14 protein-coding genes are annotated in these 20379 nt (G+C 59.6%); 5 read left to right on the plus strand and 9 right to left on the minus strand.

Going from position 1 to position 20379, the window contains the following annotated elements:
* Positions 1-200: 200 nt before the first annotated feature.
* The 4 genes from ABH945_RS06440 (at position 201) to ABH945_RS06455 (ending at position 5820) form a co-directional block, all read left to right on the plus strand.
* Complete coding sequence (locus ABH945_RS06440; RefSeq protein ID WP_429250045.1) at positions 201-2186, plus strand: primary-amine oxidase; 1986 nt, start codon at positions 201-203, stop codon at positions 2184-2186.
* Positions 2167-3189: a hypothetical protein gene (locus ABH945_RS06445; RefSeq protein ID WP_429250046.1), complete on the plus strand. Its 1023-nt coding sequence runs from the start codon at positions 2167-2169 to the stop codon at positions 3187-3189. Before ABH945_RS06440 ends, ABH945_RS06445 begins: the two co-directional genes overlap by 20 nt.
* Before the next feature lie 45 nt (positions 3190-3234).
* Positions 3235-4713 carry a phenylacetaldehyde dehydrogenase StyD gene (styD, locus tag ABH945_RS06450; protein ID WP_429250047.1) on the plus strand — a complete coding sequence of 493 codons (1479 nt, stop codon included), beginning with the start codon at positions 3235-3237 and terminating at the stop codon, positions 4711-4713.
* Between the two features lie 156 nt (positions 4714-4869).
* Positions 4870-5820 carry a LysR substrate-binding domain-containing protein gene (locus ABH945_RS06455; RefSeq protein ID WP_429250048.1) on the plus strand — a complete coding sequence of 317 codons (951 nt, stop codon included), beginning with the start codon at positions 4870-4872 and terminating at the stop codon, positions 5818-5820.
* Positions 5821-5848: 28 nt separating this feature from the next.
* Here the strand turns inward: ABH945_RS06455 and ABH945_RS06460 are convergent, their stop codons facing one another.
* The 4 genes from ABH945_RS06460 to aldA all read right to left on the minus strand — a co-directional run bounded on the left by ABH945_RS06460 (position 5849) and on the right by aldA (position 11713).
* Positions 5849-7510: a GMC family oxidoreductase gene (locus ABH945_RS06460; RefSeq protein ID WP_429250049.1), complete on the minus strand. Its 1662-nt coding sequence runs from the start codon at positions 7508-7510 to the stop codon at positions 5849-5851.
* A gap of 59 nt (positions 7511-7569) precedes the next feature.
* Entirely contained in the window at positions 7570-8787 is a 1218-nt protein-coding gene (locus tag ABH945_RS06465) for a mandelate racemase/muconate lactonizing enzyme family protein (RefSeq protein WP_429250050.1), read from the minus strand.
* A complete protein-coding gene (locus tag ABH945_RS06470) occupies positions 8788-10110 on the minus strand; it encodes an MFS transporter (RefSeq protein WP_074764021.1) in 1323 nt (440 codons plus the stop codon).
* A 166-nt stretch (positions 10111-10276) separates the two neighbouring features.
* Positions 10277-11713 (minus strand): aldehyde dehydrogenase, encoded by a 1437-nt coding sequence (aldA, locus tag ABH945_RS06475; RefSeq protein ID WP_074764020.1) that lies wholly within the window; start codon positions 11711-11713, stop codon positions 10277-10279.
* Between the two features lie 281 nt (positions 11714-11994).
* Between aldA and ABH945_RS06480 the strand changes: the two genes are divergently transcribed.
* Positions 11995-13152 carry a porin gene (locus tag ABH945_RS06480; RefSeq protein WP_429250051.1) on the plus strand — a complete coding sequence of 386 codons (1158 nt, stop codon included), beginning with the start codon at positions 11995-11997 and terminating at the stop codon, positions 13150-13152.
* Between the two features lie 58 nt (positions 13153-13210).
* On the opposite strand, the gene ABH945_RS06485 is transcribed toward ABH945_RS06480, so the two are convergent.
* The 5 genes from ABH945_RS06485 to nirD all read right to left on the minus strand — a co-directional run bounded on the left by ABH945_RS06485 (position 13211) and on the right by nirD (position 20358).
* Positions 13211-13582 (minus strand): ArsR/SmtB family transcription factor, encoded by a 372-nt coding sequence (locus ABH945_RS06485; RefSeq protein WP_429250052.1) that lies wholly within the window; start codon positions 13580-13582, stop codon positions 13211-13213.
* Positions 13566-14027 (minus strand): SRPBCC family protein, encoded by a 462-nt coding sequence (locus ABH945_RS06490; RefSeq protein ID WP_429250053.1) that lies wholly within the window; start codon positions 14025-14027, stop codon positions 13566-13568. The genes ABH945_RS06485 and ABH945_RS06490 overlap by 17 nt, the downstream gene beginning before the upstream one ends.
* A gap of 174 nt (positions 14028-14201) precedes the next feature.
* On the minus strand, positions 14202-15569 hold the full coding sequence (locus tag ABH945_RS06495) for an MFS transporter (RefSeq protein ID WP_074764016.1): 1368 nt from the start codon (positions 15567-15569) through the stop codon (positions 14202-14204).
* Positions 15570-15770: 201 nt separating this feature from the next.
* Positions 15771-19964: a molybdopterin-dependent oxidoreductase gene (locus ABH945_RS06500; RefSeq protein ID WP_429250054.1), complete on the minus strand. Its 4194-nt coding sequence runs from the start codon at positions 19962-19964 to the stop codon at positions 15771-15773.
* Between the two features lie 40 nt (positions 19965-20004).
* Positions 20005-20358 (minus strand): nitrite reductase small subunit NirD, encoded by a 354-nt coding sequence (nirD, locus tag ABH945_RS06505; RefSeq protein WP_429250055.1) that lies wholly within the window; start codon positions 20356-20358, stop codon positions 20005-20007.
* Positions 20359-20379: the final 21 nt, after the last annotated feature.

The raw sequence follows: 20379 nt of genomic DNA on the forward strand, positions 1-20379 counted from the left end.
CGAGCGTCTCCTCTCAGTCTTCGCTTTCAAGATGCCAGGGTCATCCCTTCCTGGCGCACTTTATCGTCCAAATGGCGCGATAAGCAAGCGCGAAAATATTATTGGGTTCCTACGATTTGCCATCGACTCAGCGTTTGCCGCTCGTCGCTCAGGTCCGCGAGCGCGCTGTACGGTCCAGCAAACTTCCTTACGGGAACCTTATGAACACGAATGCCACGAAAGCTGCTCACAACCCCGTTCATCCGCTCGATCCGTTGAGCGGCGAGGAAATGCAGCTTGCCTGCGACCTCGTCAAGGCAGCCGAAAAACTCGATAGTCACGCGCGTTTTCCGATGGTCGAATTGCGCGAGCCGCCGAAAGCGGAAGTGGTCGCGTTCAAGACCGGCGAGTACTTTTCGCGCACGGCTTTCGTGCTGGCGATCGATCGCTCCAATGGTGCAACGATTGAATTCGATGTGGACCTGAGAGAAAAAAGAATCGCGTCACGCCGTGTGATGCCGTTCGATAAAGCACCTTATGGGCAGCCGCCGATCATGATCGACGACTTCATGAACGCCGAGCAGATCGTCAAGAACGACGAAGCATGGCGCGTGGCGATCATGAAGCGCGGCCTCAGCGAAAAAGATCTGGAACGCGTGCAGGTCGATCCGTTTTCTGCGGGCGCATTCGACCGTGAAAACGAAAACGGCCGGCGTCTGGTGCGTTGCGTGAGCTACTACCGCGAGACGCTGACCGACAACGGCTACGCGCATCCGATTGAAGGCGTGATGGCCGTGGTCGATCTGCTGGAAAAGAAAGTGATCGAACTGGTCGACGACGGCCGCATCATTCCGATTCCGCGCGCGAAACACAACTACGACACGCCGAGTCTCGGCGAGCCGCGCAAGTCGCTGAAGCCGCTGTCGATCGATCAACCCGACGGCCCGAGCTTCAAGATCGACGGCTGGCACGTGAACTGGCAGAACTGGAATTTCCGCGTCGGCTTCACCCCGCGCGAGGGGCTGGTACTGCATCAACTGTCGTGGGACGACGGCAAGAGCACGCGGCCGATTATCTATCGCGCGAGCGTCACCGAAATGTGCGTGCCCTATTCCGATCCGACCACGAATCACTACTGGAAAAGTGCATTCGACGCAGGCGAATACGGTCTCGGCAAACTGGCGAACCAGCTTGAACTCGGTTGTGACTGTCTGGGCACGATCCGCTATTTCGACATTCCTTCCGCTGACGATTTCGGCAATGCGTTTGTGATGAAAAACGCGGTGTGCATGCACGAAGAAGATTACGGCACGCTGTGGAAACACTACGAATTCCGCACCGGCGTATTCGAAATGCGCCGTTCGCGGCGCCTCGTGATTTCTTTCTTCGCTACCGTCGGCAACTACGACTATGGCTTCTACTGGTATCTGTACCAGGACGGTACGATTCAACTCGAATGCAAGCTGACCGGCATCGTGCAAACGTCCGCAGTCGCAGACGGCGACACGTATTCGTGGGGCGGCATGATCACGCCAAATCTCGGCGGCCCGACGCACCAGCACTTCTTCAATGCACGCATGCACATGATGGTGGACGGCGAGCGCAACAGCGTCTCCGAACATGAATTCGTGCCGCGTCCAATGGGCGAATCGAATCCGTACGGCAACGTGTTCGACACCACGAAACAGGTGTTCAGGACTGAGAGCGAAGCAGCGCGACTCGCGAACGGCAGGACGGGCCGTTACTGGAAAGTCACCAATCCGAATGTGAAGAATGCAGTCGGTGCAAATCCGGGCTACAAGCTGATCGTCAACGATTCGCCGTTGATGCTAGCCGACGAAAAATCGAAGGTTCGTCAACGTGGCGGCTTTGCTACGCGTCACGTGTGGGTCACGCCGTTCGACCCGGCCGAGCGCTATGCAAGCGGCGATTACCCGAACCAGCATTCGGGCGGCGACGGGCTGCCGCGCTATATCGAGGCCAATCGCAACATCGAGAACGAAGACCTCGTGTTGTGGCACAGCTTCGGTCATACGCATGTGTGCAAGCCCGAAGACTTTCCGGTGATGCCGGTCGAGTACGCGGGTTTCATGCTCAAGCCAAACAACTTCTTCTCGGCCAACCCGACGATGGACCTGCCGGCCGAGCGCGATATGAAGAGCGTCGAAGATGGCAAGTCCGCGGATCATGGCTGCTGCAAGCACTGATTCGAACGCGATGCGCGACGCTCAGCGTGCTCCTTGCGACTCGGGCGTGCTGGCCGCTTGCGCGGCCGGTGCGGCGTGCGTGCTCGTTGCTGGCGGCGCTGCTGCGCTGTCGATGCAGGCAGGCTTGAGCCAGCAAGCGGGCGCGGTGTGGATGAGTGCGCTGGCGCTCGCCGCGATGATGGGCGTGCCCTTGCTGATGGCACGTTTATCGAGCCGATACACCACGCTTAAAACCGCTGCCACGCTGATCGTCACGATGTGTGCGATGAATGCGCTGCCCACGTATCTGAACGGCGTTCAGCACGGCAATGCCGCCGCCGTGTGGATGATCGTGATGGGCGGCGTTCTGCTGCTTTACGGGCACCGCTCGAATCGAACGCACGTCAACGAAGATCGTCATGTCGACGCATCCGCTGCAACGATTCGCTACACAGGTTCGACTGCCATGCCCGCGGCACTCGCATTGCTCGCGGGAATATCGAGCGGCAGCCTTGCGCGTTTCCAGCTATTCGCGCTATGCGGCGCGAGCGGCGCGCAGCCGCTGTGGCAGATCGCGCTTCTGTTCCTTGCAGTCTGCACATTGGCCTGCGTAGCGGACCGCTCGCGTAGCGGCAGCAACGGCATGCTGATCGCGCTGTACCTCACGAGAGCCGTATTTATCGGCTTGCTCGCAAGCGCTGACAACCCCACTCTCGCACCGTTCGCATCAAAAGTATTCCTGCTTCTTGACTGCCTGACGATTCCCGCACTCGCGAATTTGCGCGGCAACGTAAATAGCCCGTTAAACGCGACATGTCTCGGTATTGCACATCACATCGGGATGGTAACGGGGGCAGCGTTATCGACGTCTCCTTATTTTTTCGGCGACGGTTTCGTCGTGCTGTTCGCGCTCAGCGCGGCAGCGAATCTGATATGTGCTGCGTCGTTAGTCACTCATCGGCTCGGCAGCGCACGTCGCCCGCAGGCACATCGCTATCACCATGAAGCACACGCTTCGCGTTAGCAACACGTCATTTATCTACAGCCGATTCAACGGAGACAAAGCACCATGAGCGAACACAATCCTGCTGTGAATTTGCCGCAAACCATGTTTATCAATGGCGAAAAAACGCACGGCACTTCGGGTAAAACTTTTCCGGTGTTCAATCCTGCGACGTCGGAAGAACTCGCGCAGATTCCCGACGCGTCGGAATCGGATATCGATCATGCGGTCAGAACGTCGAAGGCGGCATTCGAATCCGATGCGTGGCGCAGAATGCCGCCAGCCGCGCGTGAGCGTCTGCTGCTGAAACTCGCCGATCTCGTCGAGCAGCACACCGACGAACTCGCGACATTGGAAACCTTGAACCAGGGCAAGCTGATCGGCTTTTCGAAGATGCTCGAAGTATCTGGCAGCGTGCAATGGCTGCGTTATATGGCGGGCTGGGCGACCAAAATCGAAGGCACGACCTTCGATCTGTCGATTCCGTTTCCTCCTGGCACACGCTACAACGCGTCGACCCGGCGCGTTCCCGCAGGTGTCGTCGCCGCGATCGTTCCGTGGAATTTCCCGCTGCTGATGGCTGTCTGGAAAATCGCTCCGGCGCTCGCATGCGGCTGCTCGGTCGTGCTCAAGCCCGCCGAAGAAACACCTTTGACCGCGATCCGCCTCGCCGAACTGGCGCACGAAGCGGGCTTCCCTGCTGGCGTGTTCAACGTGGTCACCGGACGGGGCGAAACAGCCGGCGCTGCGTTGGTCAGGCATCCGCTGGTGAACAAGGTCACGTTCACGGGATCGACCGAAGTGGGCCGTATTATCGGCCGTCAATGTGCGCAGGATCTGAAACGCGCGTCGCTCGAATTGGGCGGCAAGAGTCCCGTGATCGTGCTCGATGACTGCGATCCCCGTAAAGCGATCGAGGGCGCGGCAGGCGCGATCTTCTTCAATCACGGACAGGTTTGCACCGCAGGCTCGCGCCTGTACGTCGCACGTTCGATCTACGACGAAGTCGTGCAAGGCATCGCGGCAGTGGCCGACAGCATCTCACTCGGTTCGGGCTTCGACGCGGCGACGCAAATGGGCCCGATGGTCTCTGCTCGACATCGCGACAAAGTGGTCGGCATGATTGCGCAAGGCAAGCAGGAAGGCGGCGAGATTTTGTCCAACGACGCGCGGGTGGACAGTAACGGCTATTTCGTGCGTCCGACCGTGATTGCCAATCGCGCGTGCAAACCGCTGTCGGTGGTGAAGGAAGAAGTGTTCGGCCCGGTTCTCGTCGCGATGCCGTACGACGATATCGACGAGGTGCTGACTCAGGCAAACGCATCCGAATACGGGTTGGGCGCGAGCGTGTGGACCAATCAACTGGACAAGGCACTGCGACTCGTCGACGGAATCGAAGCGGGCACGGTGTGGGTCAATACGCACAACATGGTCGATCCGGCGATGCCGTTCGGCGGCTTCAAGGCATCGGGAATCGGCCGCGAGCACGGTAAGGCGATCATCGATTCCTATACGGAGAGCAAGTCGGTCTGTATTGCTTATTGAGTGCGCGTTATCCGTGCGGTGTAAGAAGTGTCGGACTGTGCTGCGCATGAGCAACACGCGGCATATGTCCGTCAAATGCCGCACGGGCAAGCAGTAAAATACGGGAACCTCGCGCCGTCGCGCGCCACCTTTCCGTAAAACATCTTGAAACGCAAAATGCCCGCGCTGAATGCGCTAAAAGCCTTCGAAGTGGCTGGCCGCACGGGCAGCTTTACTCGTGCAGCGGAATTGCTGAACGTCACGCAAAGCGCGGTTAGCCGGCAAGTGCGGCAACTCGAGGCGCAACTCGGCGAGACGCTGTTGCAGCGTCACCATCATCATCTGGAACTGTCGGTGGCGGGTCGCATTCTGCTGCAGGCACTGCAGCAATCGTTCGACCGTATCGAGTTGACTGTGCGCAGTTTGCAGGAGAAAACGCACCGTAACCGGCTGCGCATCAATGCGCCCCCTACTTTCACCAGCCGCTGGCTGATGCCGCGCCTTGGGCGTTTGCGCGACGCGTATCCGCATCTTGAACTCAGCCTGTCAACCCGCATCGACGACAATCTCGCCGAATCCGGCGTGCTCGATTGCGCGATCCGCTTCGGCAATGGCGAATGGGAAGGCTTCGATAACCGTCTGCTAATGAACGAGCGGCATGTCGCCGTGTGCGCGCCAGGCCTGCTCGCCCGTCAGGCAGGCCGCGCGACGATCGATCTGAACCAGTTCACGTTGCTGCATGTACTCGCGAGCGCGGACCAGCGTTATCTCACGTGGCAGCACTGGCTGAAGGCGGCCGGCATCGACAACGTGGATACGCGCGGCGGTTACGAGTTCGATCTGCTGGACCACGCGATTTGCGCGGCTATCGACGGGCTTGGCGTGACCATTGCCGATCGTCATATGATTGCGCGGGAACTGGCCGAGGGTCAGCTTGTGCAGGTACTGAACACGCACGTCGACGGACATCAATCGTACTGGCTCGTCACGCGTGAGAAGCACAAACAGGAAGAATTGCCGCACGTCGCGCTGTTTCGCGACTGGTTGCAACAGGAGATCTGGCTAAGCGAAAGGGCGCTCGATTCGTCGGAATCGGCGCCCTTGAGTTCGGTCAACCTCGTGAAGTGACGCGTGCGTACGTGCGTTACGTGCGTTATCAGGCGGCTGTTGCCATCTCGGCTACCGCCGGTTGATACGCGGATTGACTCGCCGCATCGTCGAGAATCATCTCCGCGCCCTTCTCCGCCACCATCATGGTCGGCGCGTTGATATTGCCCGACGTGATGTTCGGGAAGATCGACGCATCGACCACGCGCAAACCCGTCATTCCATGCACGCGCAAACGCGCGTCGACCACCGACGTACGCGGATCGTCACCCATCGCGCAAGAACCGCACAGGTGATAGATCGAGCCCGATTGCTCGCGGAAGTACTGCAGGAAGCCTTCACGCGTATTCACCTGCGGCCCCGGCGAGATTTCCTCGACCGTGACGGCCTTCAACGCCGCTGACGACATCACCTTGCGCACGAGTTCGCAACCCTGAATCACCTCGTCGATATCCTTCTCCGTGGTCAGTGCGTTGATGCGGATTTTCGCGGCGTCTTCCGCGCGATTCGACGCGATTTCGATCGAACCTCGACTGGTCGGCCGGCACGGATTGAACGCGAGCAGAAAGCCTGAATAGGGTTCGGGTTCGAGATTCGCCTTATTGCTCTTCGGAATCCGGTACGACAGCGGATTGAAGTACAACTGCAAATTCGGTTGCGCTTCTTTATCGCTTCCTTTAAAGAATCCACCCGACTGGTTCACGCTCATCGCAAGCGGCCCTTTACGTGTGAGCAGATATTGCAGACCGAGTTTGAGCTTGCCAAGCAGCGGACGCATTTCGTCGTTCAGTGTCTTCATGCTCGAACGATAGTAGAAGCTCACGCACAAATGGTCCTGAAGATTCTGGCCGACCGCCGGCAGTTCCTTGACGAGCGCAATGCGATGCTTCGCCAGCAACGAGCTGTCACCTACACCGGACAACTGCAACAGTTTCGGTGAATCGACCGCGCCTGCGGACAGAATCACCTCGCGATTCGCGACGAAGCGACGCGCAACACTGTTCTGCATGACGCTCACACCAATCGCGCGTTGGTTACCGTCGAATAGCACGCGGTTCACCAGCACATCACGCTCGACGCGCAGGTTCTCCCGTGAGAGCGCCGGGTGCAGATACTCGAAGCTGCTCGACGAACGCTGACCGTTACGCGTATTCACGTCGTAAATGCCGGCTCCTTCGAATTGCGCACCATTGAAGTCGTCGCTGCGTTTGTAGCCCGCCTGATCGCAACCTTTCAGAAATACATGGCAAATCGGATGCACCGCGTCTTTCATCGGCGAGATGCGGATGGGGCCGTCAGCACCGTGATATTCCGTATTGCCGAGCGGATGCGACTCCAGCTTGCGGAAATACGGCAGCACGTCGCGGAATGCCCAACCGGTGTTGCCGGCCGCCGCCCAATCGTCGAAATCGTGCGGCTGGCCGCGCACATAAATCATCGCATTGATCGAGCCTGAACCGCCCTGCACCTTGCCGCGCGGACAATAAATCGGCCGGTTGTCGAGTTCTTTTTCCGGTTCGCTGTAGTACATCCAGTTGTAGGTTTCGTTGTAGTACGTCTTCGTGAAACCCACTGGAATCTTGAACCAGAACGAACTGTCCTTGCCGCCCGCTTCGAGCAGCAGCACCGAATATTGGCCCGACGCCGACAGACGATTGGCGAGAATGCAGCCCGCCGATCCCGCGCCGACAATGATGTAGTCGTAATTCATGCTCTATGTCGCCCGCAGGCGCTCAATCTATTGGATGCGTATAAAAGCGTGGACTGGCTTCATCCCCTGGCTGGCGCGAGATCTTTCACGTCAGCAGGTTGTGCGGCCATTTGCAGATGCAAACGCTCGCCGGTGTACGGGGTGTGCTGTCGCACCACTTCCATGTTCAACTCGACACCCAAGCCCGGTTCCTGCGACGGAATGATGTAACCGTCTTCCCATTGAATCGGCTTCTTCAATACGGCTGCGTGGAAACCGTCCCACGTGCCAATGCTTTCCTGAATCAGGAAGTTCGGCGTACACGTTGCAAGCTGAATACTCGCGGCTGCGCCAATCGGCCCGTTGTACAGATGCGGCGCGATTTGCGCGTAATACACCTCAGCCAGCGTCGCGACTTTTTTCGCTTCGAGCAGACCGCCCACGCGCGCCACGTTCAATTGCAGAATCGATGCAGCGCCCGCTTCGAGCAGCTTGAAAAATTCATACTTGGTGGTGAGACGCTCGCCAGCGGCAATCGGAATGCTGGTGTGTTTTGCGACCTGCGCCATTGCGCCTTCCTGTCCAGGCGGCACGGGTTCTTCGAACCACAGCGGGTCATATTTTTCGAGCCGTTTCGCAAGCCGGATCGCGGACGACGGGACCATCTGCCCATGCGTGCCGAACAGCAGGTCGGCCTTGCTGCCCACCGCTTCACGCACGCGGCGGCAGAAAGTTTCGCAACGGTCGAGCACTTCCATCGACAGTTGATGACCCGAATACGCGGTGTACGGACCGGCCGGATCGAACTTCACCGCCGTGAAGCCGCGCTTGACGTTTTCAAGCGCACATTCGGCTGCAAGATCGGGATCGTCGTAGTCGTATTCGCCACGGCTGTTCTTCGGATACAGATACGTGTACGAACGCAGCCGCTGATTCACCATACCGCCAAGCAGCTCATACACCGGCTTGTTCGCCGCTTTGCCGATGATGTCCCAGCACGCCATTTCAAGGCCGCTGACCACGCCCATCATCGTCAGATCGGGGCGTTGCGTGAAGCCGCTCGAATACGCTTCGCGCCAGAGCCGCTCGATATGATGCGGATCGTGATCGAGCAGATAGCGGCCGAATACATCGTCGATGATGTGGGTCATCGCTTTCGGATGGAACGTCGCCGAATAGATTTCGCCGACACCCTCGATACCGCAATCGGTCTTGAGTTTGACGAAGATCCAGTACATGCCGCCAACGTGCGGCGGCGGTACAGCGACGATATGCGTTTCGAGCGAGACAACTTTCATTTACGCACCCTCTTTACGGTTAAGCATGTTTCTCAGCGCGAGCCCGGCGAAACCGCCGAGCGCCGCCATTGCGGCTACATAGCCGAAGTACAGTTGATAGCCGAAGACGCCCGGGAACGTCTGCGTCAGATAGCCGTTGATCAACGGCAGGAACACATCAGGCGAATAACCGAGTACCGAGATCAGGCCGATGGCGAGACCCATCGTGGTAGCCGGAATATTGCAGCGATCGAGCAGTGACCAGTACAGCCCGCGAATCGCGTAAGTCAGAATGCCGATGAACAGCACGAGGAAAACCAGCAGCACGTGACTCGAAATGCGCGGTGCCGCCATCAGACCGAGCAGCGACAGTGCAGCGAGAAAGAGCGCGATGACCAGCACCGACACCTTCGAGTAACGGTCGCCGAGAAAGCCCCCGCCAATGCCGCCAATAGGACGCATCCACAATTTCAGCGTAGTGATCGTGCCGGCCATCACGACCGTGAGGCCGATTTCGCCTTCGTGCAGATACGCGGAAAAACTGTAGGTTGCCCAGAACACCTGATAACCGCAGAACACGATTGCCGCGACCAGCCACAACTCGGGAATAGCCGCGAGCGTTTTCAACTCGACCAGCACGTTGCTGCGCTTGCGTGCCGCGCGATTGGCAACAGCGTCGTCGGTGCCTTGCGGGTCCTTGACGAGAGCGAGCACGACACCCAGCGCAATGCAAAGAAACGCATACAGGTAGACGACCATTCTGAAGCCGACTGCAACCGGCTCGCCCTTGGTCTGCGTGACCCACGCGAACAAAGTGATTGCGATGGTGGCAAGCATCGCTTCGATGAGTCCGCGTCCGCCGTCGAGCAAACCGAAGAAACGGCCCTGCTCCTGCGAACCGGCAATCATCGTCACGCGTTTGATGACGGCGGCCCAGAACGTCAATCCCGTCGACAAACCCCAGCCGCCGAAGATCAACATCAGAATATGAAACGACGGCGCGGTCGAATAAAGCAGTCCCAGCAGGCCCGTTGCAATCAGCGAAAAACAGATCAGCAGACGCGGCGCGATACGGTCGGCAAGCCAGCCGCTCGGCAGATAACTCAGCAGAAAAATCGTGCCCAGCGACGAATACAGATAGCCCAGTTGACTATCGGTGATGTGGAACACCTCAAGCATCGTCGGCTGATACACCTGCCGCAGATACAGAATCGGATAGATCGCGCCGGCGGCCAGCACCAGCAGCATCAACTGGATATAACGTTGCGCCTTGGTTTTGTCCAACGCGGCTTGTGCGTCGCCTAATGCGGACGCGGCATGGGTTTGAACGGGCTGTGACGACACGTGAGCGCTCCTGAGAGACGCAGCGCCGGTCCACCGGGCCGCCGGGTCTCCAATATGTTTTGTTATGGATTGGCAGCGTGTGTGCTGCCTTTTTTGGGCTAAAGAGAAAGCGCGCGTCGGGATTGGTGTGATTGAAGTGCAACGCGCGCCGCTTCGGTTTTCAACTTCAGTACTTCATGACCACGAGACGGGTTTGCGTGAATTCGAGCATGCCGTGCTTGCCGTCGTCGCCGCCGAGACCCGAACGTTTCCAGCCTGCGTGAAAGCCTTGATACGGGTCGGCCGGCGTGCGGTTCACATACAACTCGCCCGCTTCGATACCGTTGGCGATCTTCATCGCAGCGCGATAGTTCTCCGTATACAACACCGACGACAGACCGAACTGGTGATCGTTCGCCATCTCGAGCGCTTCGTCGAGCGTGCTGTATTTGACGACCGGCATGATCGGGCCGAAGGTTTCTTCCTGGATGATTTCCATGTCCTGACGGCAATTCGTCAGCAACGTCGCCGGATAGAAAAAGCCCTTGCCTTGAGGCAGTTTGCCGCCGGTTTCGAGTTTGGCGCCTGCCGCGACAGCTCGCTCGACCATCGCGTGAATAGATTGACGCGATGCTTCGTTGACGAGCGGACCCATCAGCGAAGGCTGTTCGCTGCGGTCGCCGGATTCCACTGCGCTCATGTGCTGTTTCAGCAACGCGACGAAACGGTCGTGCACGCTTTCATGCACATAGACTCGTTCGATTGCCGTGCAAAGCTGCCCGCAGTGAGTGGTTTTCGACGCAACCAGATCGCGCGCGGCTTTATCCAGATCGGCATCGGCTTCGATAATCGCGGGCGTTTTACCGCCCAGTTCGAGCGACGGCTTCGCGATGTTCGCCTTGCAGTAATCGAGCACCTTGCGCCCCGCGCCGACGCTGCCGGTCAACGTGATCATGCCGACCTTTGGATGCGTGCAAAGCGCTTCGGCGGTCGCATGATTCATCGCGAGAATATTCACGACGCCCGCGGGCAAGCCGGCTTTTTCGACTGCTTTGGCGATTTCGAATGCCGAGGTCGGCGTGTTGTTGCTCGGACGCACCACCACCGTGTTACCGGCAATCAACGCAGGCGCGACCTTGCGCATGAACGTATAGACCGGGTAGTTGAACGGAATCAGACACGCCACCACGCCGATCGGCTCGCGGTGCAGCACGAGATTTTCGTCGGCCGTATCGCTCGGAATCACTTCGCCTTCAATGCGGCGTGCCCATTCGGCGTGATAACGGGTGATCTGGCCTGCGTAAATCGCTTCGTTGGTCGCGTCGGCAACGCTCTTGCCCGACTCCAGCGCGAGCGCTGCGCCGATGCTCGGCGCGCATTCGGTCAGTGCATCCGCGAGCTTGTGCAGATACACGGCGCGCTCGGCGGACGGCAGCTTGCGCCAGGCTTTCTGTGCGACGGCAGCGGCGTCCACAGCGGCGATCGCCTCGGCTTGCGTCGCACCCGTGACGTGGGCAATCGCGGCCCCTGTGGCCGGGTTGTAGACGGCGATGTGCTCGTTGCCGGCGGGTTCGGTCGAAGGGTCGATAAACCGGCCGTTAGCAAAATTCCGATCGAGTCGCATGTCGTCTCCTGAGATGCTGGGTACAAAAACCGCATGGCCTTCAGCTATCGATTTCATGCCAAAGGTGAATGATTCGAATTTTTCTCCTCGTTGCCACGGGCCACAAGCGAATAATTTTGAGGACAAACATTCGAAAAAATCATGGTTATTCAGGGATTTGCCTCATACGTGAAACCCATCTCGATATGCAGAATCCGGGCTTCGCCAAAAAAACAGCGGCCTTCCGAAGTCGACCCAATCGACCCGGAAAGACCGCTCATACCAACATCTGGAGCTCTGAAATGAAAAGGAACCAACTTGCCCGCGCCACTCTCGCCGTATTCGCAGCGCTGTCGGCCACGTCGGCGTTCGCGCAAAGCAGCGTGACCCTGTACGGCGTGCTCGACGAAGGGATCGACTACACCAACAACGCCAAAGGCGGATCAGTGTGGGAAATGGCTAGCGGCTATGCGCAAGGCAGCCGCTGGGGCATGAAGGGCTCGGAGGATCTGGGGGGCGGCAACAAGGCCGTGTTTCAGCTCGAAAACGGCTTCGACGTGGGCTCGGGCAAGCTCGGCCAGGGTGGCCGCATGTTCGGCCGCCAGGCTTACGTCGGTCTGAGCAACGACAGCTACGGCACGCTGACGCTCGGCCGGCAATACGACTCGGTGGTCGATTACCTGGCGCAGACCACGGCGAACGGCAACTGGGCCGGCTACCTGTTCGCGCATCCGTATGACAACGACAACACCGACAACTCGTTCCGGCTCAGCAATAGCGTGAAATACGCGAGCCCGGACATTGCGGGCTTCCAGTTTGGCGGCGTCTACAGCTTCAGCAACGACACCAACTTCGCGAACAACCGCGCGTACAGCTTCGGCGGCCAGTATGTGAACGGCGGCCTGCTGGTCGCGGCCGCCTACATGCAGGCGAACAACCCGGGCGTGGGCTCGACTGGCGCGATCACCGCGAACGACGCGAGCTTTATCGCCGGACGCATGCGCGTGTTCGGCGGCGGCGTGAATTACACGTTCGGTTCCGCAACCGCCGGTTTCGCGTACACCAATTCGACCTATAACGACCCGACCGGCAATGGCTACATCGGTCTTCCGCTGGCTGCGGCTGGCGTGCAACTGAATACGCTGAAGTACCAGAACTTCGAGCTGAATGGCAAATACCAGATCACGCCAGCGTTCTTTGTCGGCGCGCAGTACGTGTATTCGATGGTGAATTACGACGCGTCGTCGGGCAGCGTGAAGCCGAAGATTCACTCGGCGGGTCTGATGGCGGATTACAACATCAGCAAGCGAACCGATGTGTATGTACAGGGCGTTTATCAGAAGGTCGCGGGCGACTCGACTAATTCGATTCTCGACAACGCGTTTATTCCGGGCACCCAGGCGCCTTCATCGACGGATACGCAGGTTGCCGTGCGGGTTGCGCTGCGTCACAAGTTCTAACGTGCTTTAGTTAAAGCCGGCGCGTTAAACGCTCGCCGGTTTTGGCGAAGGCCGGCTCCTACTCCTCCACCATCGCCTTCAATCTCGCCAACGCCTGATCCCATTGCTGCGAGATCACATCGAGCGCGCGGCGTGCTTCGTCGAGATGAGCGGCTTCGAATTCCCACAGCCGCTCACGCCCCACTTTCACATCCCGCACCAGCCCCGCGTTGGCCAGCACCTGCAAATGCTGCGTCACCGATTGCCGCGTAATGTCCGTGCCGGCGGTCAATTGCGCAATCGACATCGCGCTGCCCGCGCATAAGACCGCAATGAGCCGCAGACGCGTTTCGTCGCCGAGCGCTGCGAAAATCGGTGCGGATTTTCGCAGCGCGGACGCAGTCAGTTTTCCGCCGGCTTTGCCCGATTTCGATTTATCCGTTGGCGACATGCTTTTCGATGTTGGTGATCTGATGGTCCCAGCCACCGTTATTCATACGGAACGCTTCTTCGCGCCGCGACGCGGGTATGTTGTCGAAGCCCGATTCGACGACGCGCAGCAAGGTGCCCGACTCGACTTCGGTCAATTCGAATACCACCAGCGTGGTCGGCTCCGACGCGTAGTCGAATGATGGATCGATCGCGGCCGGATGCCAGCGCCACGACAGATGATGCTCAGGCTCGACCCGCTCGATAAATACGGTCACGATAATATGCTCGTAGCCCGCGTACGTGAGCGTGCCTTCCGTCTTCTGTCCCGCGATAAACTGCTTGCCGGTGAGCTTCACGCCGAACCAGGTGCCGAATTCCTCGGCATTGGACAACGCGCGCCACACTCTGGAGCGTGGCGCCTTTAATAGAATCTGCTTTTCGATGCGATCGGTCGATGTGGTCATATGCAGCCTCCTGACTGCATATTAGAAACCTCATCGGCAATATGCAAGGAGTTGACTGCCTATTTTTACGACCAGCGATTCCGCGTTTATCGTTAGTCACCTGCGTTGCCCGGCGCCCCGCTGCTCCAGATGCACGAGTGCCGCCAGCGCATGCGCACGCTGGCGAGCGCCGTATCACTCCGTAGCATGCGCGTGCACGACGCCCGTGTGCATCGACCACGCCATCCACGGACGACGCAGCGCGACGATCGCCACAAACGCGCACGCGGCCAGGGCGCCGAACGTCGCAAAGCCCATCTGATAGCTGCCGGTGCTTTCCTTCGCAATGCCCATCACGACCGGCAGATAGAAGCCGCCAATGCCGCCCGCCGCGCCGACAATACCCGACATCAAGCCCGTGCGCCCCGCCCAGCGATGCGGCACCAGTTGAAACGTTGCGCCATTGCCGAGGCCGAACGCCACGTACATGCACAACAGCAGCGCGATACCGCCCGCCATCGACGGCATGGCGGCGGCAAACACGAAGTCGCACAGCGAAATGATCGCGAGCAGGAAGGTCAGCGCGCGTACGCCGGACACCTTGTCGGCGACGAGGCCGCCCAGCGGACGCACCATTGCGCCTGTCGCAGCGAGCAATGCCATGAACAGACCTGCGTCGATCTTGGACAACTGATACAGGTTGGTCAGCAACAGCGAAACATACGACGACATGCCGACGAAACCGCCAAACGTGATGCTATACACCAGCATGATTGCCCACGTATCGCGCTCACCGAGTACCGAACGATAGCGTTTCGGCAACACTGCAATCGCGAGCAGCGCGCCGATCACCGGCAACAGCAGCACGCCCGTTTTTCCCGAACCGAACAGACCCGCTTCAACCAGCAGCACCAGCACGATCAAACCGACTAGCGTGACCGCGAAACTGCCGAATGCGCGCAATGCGCTACCGGACTTGATGCCCGTATCGTTTGCCCAGAAATACAGCGTGATCGCAGCGATCGCGAGCAACGGCAAGGCGCCGCCTGCGGCCATCTGCCAACCATAATGCGTTGCCAGTTGCGGGAACAGGAAACCGTCGAGCACCGCGCCGATGTTCCCCGCAGCAGCGAGGCCCAGCACGAGACCCTGAACCTTTGGCGGATAGTTGCTGCCCGCCATCGGCAACGCGACTGCGAAGCTCGCACCGCCCACGCCGAGGAATACGCCCAGCACCAGCAGCACGTTATACGACGGCACCGACTGCATGGCCGGCAGCACGATGGTCGGCACAGCAGACAGCAACACGCCCATCAGCGCAATGCGTTTGCCATGCGCCGACTGATAGAGATTGCCGAGTGTCACGCGCAAAATCGCCGCCGACAACACTGGTACGGCGACCAGCAAACCCTGTTGTGCGGGTGTCATCGCGATGCTCTTGCTGATGAACGGCGCGAGCGGTCCATACAGCACCCACACGGTGAAACCGGTGTCGAAATAGAGGAAGCACGCCACTAGCGCGCGCCAGTCTCCGCTCTTCAGCGAGGTCATTACGTTTTTCATCAGACATCCTCACAAAACTGATTTTTCGACTGTCCGGCAATGGCGTTGATTGCGATGCACCGGCATGTCACGTTATTGAAAATACCGGCTTTAACATGCAACCTCCATGCCATCCGGGTCCATCTTTTTGAAACTCGATTGCGTACTCTTTAAAGCTCAACGACCGCGTGTTTAAAGCGCTATTTCAAAGCGCTGATGCGATCAATAAACGTCGCGCGCATAGCGCTTTTCTCGCGATAGACGGTTCACGTAGTCGAGTGCTTTTTCATCACTCATGCCGCCGTGTGTGGCGACCACTTCCTTAAGCGCAGCATCGACGTCCCGCGCCATCCGGTTCGCGTCGCCGCATACGTAGAAGTGCGCGCCCTCTTCTAACCATGCCCACAGTTGCGCACCCTGCTCGCGCATCCGGTCCTGTACGTAGATCTTTTCTGCCTGATCGCGCGAGAACGCGACGTCGAGGCGGGTCAGTACGCCACTGTCCCGCATGGCTTCGAGTTCGTCGCGATAGTAGTAATCGGTGGCAGCGTGCTGCTCGCCGAAGAACAGCCAGTTGCGTCCCTGATCGCCGCGTGCACGACGCTCGTGCAGAAAGCCGCGAAACGGTGCGATGCCGGTGCCGGGGCCCACCATGATCATCGGCGTGCCGGATTGATGAGGCGGCCGAAAATGCGCGGACTTCTGCACGAATACAGGTACGTCGATATCGCCCGCGCGGTCGGCGAGAAACGTCGACGACACGCCTTTGCGATGACGACGGCCATTGCTGTAGCGCACGGCAGAAACCGTCAGATGAACTTCGCCAGGATGTGCTTTCGGGCTCGACGCTATCGAATAAAGACGCGGTTGCAACCGTTTGAGCATGCCGGTCAATTCGGCAGCGCTGAGGCTGAGCGGAAATTCGTGCAATACGTCTGCGAGTTGCTGGCCCCACAGCCATTGCTTGAGATCGGCCTTGCGCTCCGGCGTCAGCAGATCGCGTAGTGCGCCATTGCTGCTGCGCGCTGCGATAAACGCGAGTGCGTCGCTACCCGGTCGAGCGATTTCGTAGTGTTTGCCGAGCGCATCGGCAAGACGCATCTCGCCCGCACCTGGCACCTGCACGGGCGCGTCCGCACTCGCGCCACTCAGGTCGATCAACTCGCTCACCAGTTCGGGACAATTCACGGGCCACACGCCAAGTGCATCGCCTGCTTCGTATTCGAGGCCGGCGTCGCCTGTATTCAGAGAAACATAGCGCGTATCTTTCGCCGCGCCCTGCCGGTTCAGCCGCAGATTGCCGACGACGCGCGAAGCGGCCGGACGCGTCTTGGTCGGCACGGCACCGGGCACGACCGCGTTGATCATTCCGCCCGGCGGCACCGCATGCAGAGCGGCATCCTCTTCATTGATCCGCACGATGATGCGTTCGAGCCAGGCGTCCGCGCTTTCCTGATACTCGCCGTCGCAATCGACGCGGTCCATCAGGCGTAGTGCACCTTGCGCGGCGAGTCGTTCATCGAGGCGACGTCCGTGGCCGCAGAACTGATCGTAGTTGCGGTCGCCGAGCGCGAGCACCGCAAAACGCACGCCGTCGAGACGCGGTGCATCGTCGGCGCTCAATTGGGTCCACAAACTCTGCGCGTTGTCGGGCGGATCGCCGTCGCCGAAAGTACTCGTCATCAGCAACACGTATTGCGCTTTCGCGAGCGACGCCGCCTGATAATCGTCCATGCAGGACGTGCGGATTTCAAAGCCCGACTCCATCAGACGAGTGGCATAGCGTTCGGTGAGCGATTCGGTGTTACCGGTTTGCGAGGCCCACAGCAAGGTCACCTTGGGCCGCGCGCGCACGATACGCACGCCGGATGCCGATGCTGCTTCGAGTTGCGAGGCAGCAGCAGGCAATGCCGCCGCAGTCCTGCTACGGCTGTAAAGCCCCGCCAGCAGACCATCCACATACAGGCGATGGCTGGCATCGAACGGCGCGCTGGCGGGCAACACCGGCACGCTATCGCCGCCCTGCGCTTCCACCGAACGCAATCCGCCAACAAACCCGGCCAGGTAGGCTTTTTCCGTTTCGCTGAACGACGGCACGGGCACGGGCGGCAATTGCAGAAGATTGTTGAGTGCTTCGATACGGGGCATAACCTGATCCTCGACACTTGCCGTTAGAGCGCTGGTTTGTGCCGCGCTGGCGGCAACGGCTAGGGGTGCATCAGTCGACAACTCGTCGTCATCCGTAAGCGGCTCGATCGCGTCGACTGTGACCGGACTCAGTGCGACCGCGCAGAACTTCAGTTCGGGCTGTTGCGAGACCGGGTCGATCGCATCGCTTGTCACCGCGTTGATGCACAGGTCGTCACCGAAAACGTCGTTCCAGTGCATCGGCGCAAAGCAGTTGCCTGCGCTCACGCGTTCGGTGATGACGGCGGGCAGTACCGCACGGCCTCTGCGCGAGCGGATTTCGACGGGCGCCTTCGCCTTGATGCCGAGCGTCGCGGCGTCTTCGGGATGAATCTCGACGAACGGCCCCGGGTTCAGCTTGTTGAGCATCGCGACCTTGCCGGTCTTGGTCATCGTGTGCCATTGATGCTGCAAGCGGCCCGTGTTCAGTACGATCGGAAATTCGCGATCGGGCAATTCGGCGGGCGGTGCATACGTGCGGGCGAAAAACATGGCTTTGCCGCTGCCCGTCGGAAACACGAGTCGCGGGCGACTGCCGTCTTCGAACGCCTTGAGCGTCTGACTCACACCGTCGTTGAGATAGCGAACGGGATTGCGATCGCTCGATTCGCTGGAAGAAAGCGGCCACTGCAAAGGCGTTTCCTTCAGCCGATGATGGCTCGCACCACGCAGGTCGTAGCCGGTTTTCGGGTTCGAAGCGCGGGTGATTTCCGCGAAAACTTCCTCGGCGCTCGCGTAGGTGAACGCGTCGGTGAAACCCATTTCACACGCGATGCGCGCAATGATCTGCCAATCCGGCAACGCAGCGCCCGGCGGCTCGACGCCCTTTTGCATCAGCGTGAGATTGCGCTCGGAGTTGATCATCACGCCCTCCGCTTCGGCCCACAGCGCGCCGGGCAACAACACGTCGGCGTAACGGTTGGTCTCGGTGTCGAGGAACGCGTCCTGTGCGATGACGAGTTCGGCCGCGCGCAATCCGGCAATGGCGTTCTGCCGATTCGCGACACTCGCCACCGGATTCGTGCAGATGATCCAGCATGCCTTGATCTCGCCTGCGGCCATCCGCGTGAACATGTCGATCGTGCCCTTGCCGACTTCGGTCTTCAACGTCCCCTTCGGAATGCACCACATGTCTTCGATAAACGCGCGGTCGGCCTCCACCAGCACGGAACGCTGCCCCGGCAAACCGGGCCCCATGTAGCCCATTTCGCGGCCGCCCATTGCGTTGGGCTGTCCCGTCAGCGAAAACGGGCCGCTTCCACGACGGCAAATTTTTCCCGTCGCGAGATGAATGTTGCAGATTGCGTTGGTGTGCCACGTACCGTGCGTGCTCTGATTCAGGCCCATGGTCCAGCAACTCATCCACTCTTTGGCCGAACCGATCATCTGCGCCGCGCGGCGGATATCGTCGGCGGCAAGGCCTGTAATCTGCGCAACGTTTTCCGGCGTGTACGCCGAGAGAAACTCCGGCATCGCGTCCCAGCCTTCGGTGGCGTCGGCGATAAAAGCGGCATCCGTATGGCCGTTTTCGTGCAACAGATGCAGCAGGCCATTCAGCAATGCGAGGTCGGTGCCCGGCTTGATCTGCATGAACAGATCGGCCTTCTCCGCAGTCGTGTTGCGGCGCGGATCGACGACGATCAGTTTCGCCCCCGCTTTCACGCGGTCCATCATGCGCAGAAACAGAATCGGGTGACAGTCGGCCATATTCGCGCCGATCACGAAAAACAGATCGGCGTGATCGAAGTCTTCGTACGATCCCGGTGGACCGTCCGCGCCGAGCGAGAGCTTGTAACCGCTACCCGCGCTCGCCATACACAGGCGCGAATTCGATTCGATGTTGTTAGTGCCGACAAAGCCCTTCGCGAGTTTGTTGATCAGGTACTGCGCTTCGATCGACATCTGTCCCGAGACGTAAAACGACAACGCGTCCGGTCCATGTTGATCGAGCAATCCGCGAAGACGCGCGGCGGTCGTGCTGATTGCCTGCGCCATGGGCAGCGGTACCGGATCGGCATCTCGTGCATGGCGGACGAACGCGCCTTCCAGGCGGCCCGATTTTCGCAACGCGACATGAGCGGATTGCCCTTTCGTACACAGCCGGCCGAAATTGGACGGATGCTCCTTGTCGCCGGAGATTTTCACGACCTGTCCGTCCTCGACGTGCAGCACCATTCCGCAGCCAACGCCGCAGTAGGGACACACGGTTTTTACGCTAGAGGAGGACATATCGGACGATGTGGTTAAAGGAAATCAGTCAATCAGTGCTTTACGCCGCGACCCACACCTGGCCGTTTTCCACTCGCGCCGCGAACGCGCTGACGGAATACGACGGTGTTTCCAGACACTCGCCGGTGCGCAGATCGAAGTGATGCTTGTAGATCGGCGACGCGACCACGATCCGTTCACCGAGGCTGCCGATCAGCCCGCGCGAAAGTACCGCAGCCTGCGAACCCGGATCGAAGTTTTCGATCGCGTAGACAGACTGAGTGTCATCGCTGCTATTCACGCGAAAAATCGCCACCTGCTCACCGTTGACCAGCGCGCAGACGCCGGTGTTGGGCACGATGTCGTCGATCTGGCAGATGGGCGTCCAGGGGCGAGGCACACGATCGTTGTTCATGACGAAGATCCAGATAAGGGG

This window comes from Paraburkholderia sp. GAS333, assembly GCF_050435665.1.
GTDB classification, from domain to species: Bacteria; Pseudomonadota; Gammaproteobacteria; order Burkholderiales; family Burkholderiaceae; genus Paraburkholderia; species Paraburkholderia fungorum_A.